The 2,796-nt window shown below is 68.5% G+C and carries 2 protein-coding genes; one reads left to right on the top strand and one right to left on the bottom strand.

Annotated elements, in window-relative coordinates; genetic code table 11:
* Positions 1-1,018: LacI family DNA-binding transcriptional regulator (locus AC04L7_RS15965; protein WP_475513393.1), on the bottom strand; the 1,018-nt coding region annotated here is incomplete at its 3' end.
* Between the two features lie 113 nt (positions 1,019-1,131).
* Here AC04L7_RS15965 and AC04L7_RS15960 point away from each other — a divergent pair.
* Positions 1,132-2,796, top strand: a 1,665-nt coding sequence (locus tag AC04L7_RS15960) for an alpha-glucuronidase family glycosyl hydrolase (RefSeq protein ID WP_475513392.1), incomplete at its 3' end; no start/stop codon positions are given.

The following is a 2,796-nucleotide window of genomic DNA, read 5'->3' as shown; positions in this document are numbered from 1 at the left end:
GCCGATGCGGGACCACGTGGTCCATCAGCACGCGGGTGCTGTCGGTCTTGCGCCGGATGCTGCGCAGCAGGATATCGATGGCCGCATTCGCCATCGACGCGATCGGTTGGTGGATGGTGGTGAGCTCGGGCCACACCGTGGTGGCGGCCGAGGTATCGTCGAAGCCGACCACGGACAGGTCGCGCGGTACGTCCAGGCCCCGGCGGTGCGCCACCGAGATCGCGGCCGCGCCCATGTCGTCGTTGCTGGCGAAGATGGCGGTCGGCGGCTTGCGATGGGCCAACAGCTTCTCGGTGGCCTTCAGTCCGGAGCGGTACGTGTAGTCGCCCTGCTGGACGAGGTCGGTGTCCACGTCCAGCCCGGCTTCGTGCAGCGCGGTGACGAATCCGTCGTAGCGGCGCGAACTGGCACTGAGGTCGCTGCGTCCGAGGATGAAACCGATGCGCTGGTGGCCCTGTTCGATCAGGTGCTCGGCCATCTCCCTGCCGGCGCGGAAGTCGTCGATCCGGACACAGGAGATGTCATCGCTGAAACGCCCCGATGCGATCGCGACGACGGGGACACCCGCTTTCACCAGTTCGGTCACCGCCGCGCGCGACTCGCACAGCGGGGGAGGCAGGATGACGCCGTCGACGCGCGCGCCCAGCGCACGCGCCGCCTTGCGTTCGGATTCGGTATCCAGGTCGTCCCAGTAGTCGACCACCAGCTGGACGGCGGTGCGGGACGCTACCCGCAGCAGGCCGACCAGCAGCTCACGCAGGTAGGCGCCACTGGGATTGGTGTAGATGAGGGCGATGCGCGTGTGCTGCGCGGCGGCCAGCGAACTCGCGGCCAGGTTGGGCGTGTAGTCCAGCTCGCGCACGGCGCGCATGACGCGCTCGCGCGTGGCGTCGCGGACCTTGCCCTGGTTGTTGATCACCCGCGAGACGGTCATGGGCGACACGCCGGCCAGCGCGGCCACTTCATCGATCGTCACGCCACTGGTCTTGCGGCGGATCGCCTTCTTCGGCTTGTCCAATACGCGTTCCCTTCTTCCACGGTAGCCATGCGGTGCAGCGCCCCGCCGGTCCGGCAGGAGCGCCAGGGGGGATGATGCCGCTGCCCGCGCCCGCCTGTCCGCTGGACAGTGGAATGTTAACGCTAACCCCGGTATCGGGCGACCGCCGCCGGGGATGGCGGTTTGCGGTCGTGCTGGTCCTGCTTGGCCTCGCTGGCAACGCCTGCGCGGAAGACGGGTATGCGCTGTGGATGCGCTACGTGCCGCTCGACCAGGGCGTGGCGCACGACTACCGCGCGCGATTCGGGGAACTCGTCGCGCCCGATGCCACGGCCGCGCAGCGCGCCGCGCGCGACGAAGTGGAGCGGGGCATGTCGGGGCTGCTGGGCAACGCCCCGGTGCGACGGCCGGCCCCCGAGGGCAAGCGGTCATTGATCCTGGGCACGCCGCGGTCGTCGCCCCTGATCGCACCGCTACGTGGAGAACTGGAGGCCCTGGGGCAGGAAGGTTACCTGCTGCGCGAAACGCAGGTCGGCGGTCGCACGCTGATGCTGGTCGCGGCCCGCGAGGACATCGGTGTGCTGTACGGCGTCTTCCATCTGTTGCGCCTGCTGCAGACCGGCATGTCGCTGGACGCACTGGAAGTGCGCGAGTCGCCCGCGGTCGCGCGCCGCGTGCTCAACCACTGGGACAACCTGGATGGCTACGTGGAGCGCGGCTACGCGGGAGGTTCGCTGTGGGACTGGCACACCCTGCCTGACTGGCAGGATCCGCGCTACGTCGACTATGCGCGCGCCAATGCATCGGTGGGCATCAACGGGACCGTCCTCAACAACGTCAATGCCCAGGCGTTGAGCCTCTCGCGCGAGTACCTGCGCAAGGCGGCGGCGCTCGCGGACGTGTTCCGTCCATACGGCCTGCGTGTCTACCTGAGCGCGCGTTTCAGTGCGCCGATCGAACTGGGTGGCCTGGCCACCGCGGATCCGCTCGACCCCGGCGTGCAGCGCTGGTGGCGCGACAAGGCGGACGAGATCTACGCGCTCATTCCCGATTTCGGTGGCTTCCTGGTCAAGGCCAACTCGGAAGGGCAGCCGGGTCCGCAGGACTATGGGCGTTCACATGCCGAGGGGGCGAACCTGCTGGCCGACGCATTGGCGCCGCACGACGGCGTGGTGATGTGGCGCGCCTTCGTCTACGCGCACGACGTGCCCGAGGATCGCGCCAAGCAGGCCTACAACGAGTTCGTCGGCCTGGACGGTGCGTTCCGCCGCAACGTGTTGCTGCAGGTGAAGAACGGACCGATCGACTTCCAGCCGCGCGAGCCGTTCCACCCGTTGTTCGGCGCGATGCCACGCACGCCGTTGATGATGGAATTCCAGATCACCAAGGAATACCTCGGCTTCGCGACGCACCTGGTCTACCTGGGGCCGCTGTATGAAGAGGTCCTGCGCGCCGATACGCGGGCGCGCGGCCCRGGTTCCACCGTTGCCCGGGTCGTCGACGGCTCGCTGGACGGACACGCGCTGACCGGCATGGCGGGCGTGGCCAACATCGGCGACGACCGCACCTGGAGCGGTTCGCATTTCGACCCGGCGAACTGGTATGCATTCGGCCGGCTGGCGTGGAACCCCATGCAGTCTTCGCGCGACATCGCCGCCGACTGGGTCGCCATGACGTTCTCTCCGGCGCAGGAGGTGGTGCGGCCGGTGGTGGACATGATGATGGCCTCGCGCGAAACGGCGGTCGATTACATGACGCCGCTGGGGCTGCATCACGTGATGGCGCGCGGGCATCACTAT

The organism is Pseudoxanthomonas sp. LjRoot204_2, assembly GCF_056175765.1.
Note: the sequence above shows the minus strand (reverse complement) of the source record. Positions and strands in the feature narration are given on the sequence as shown.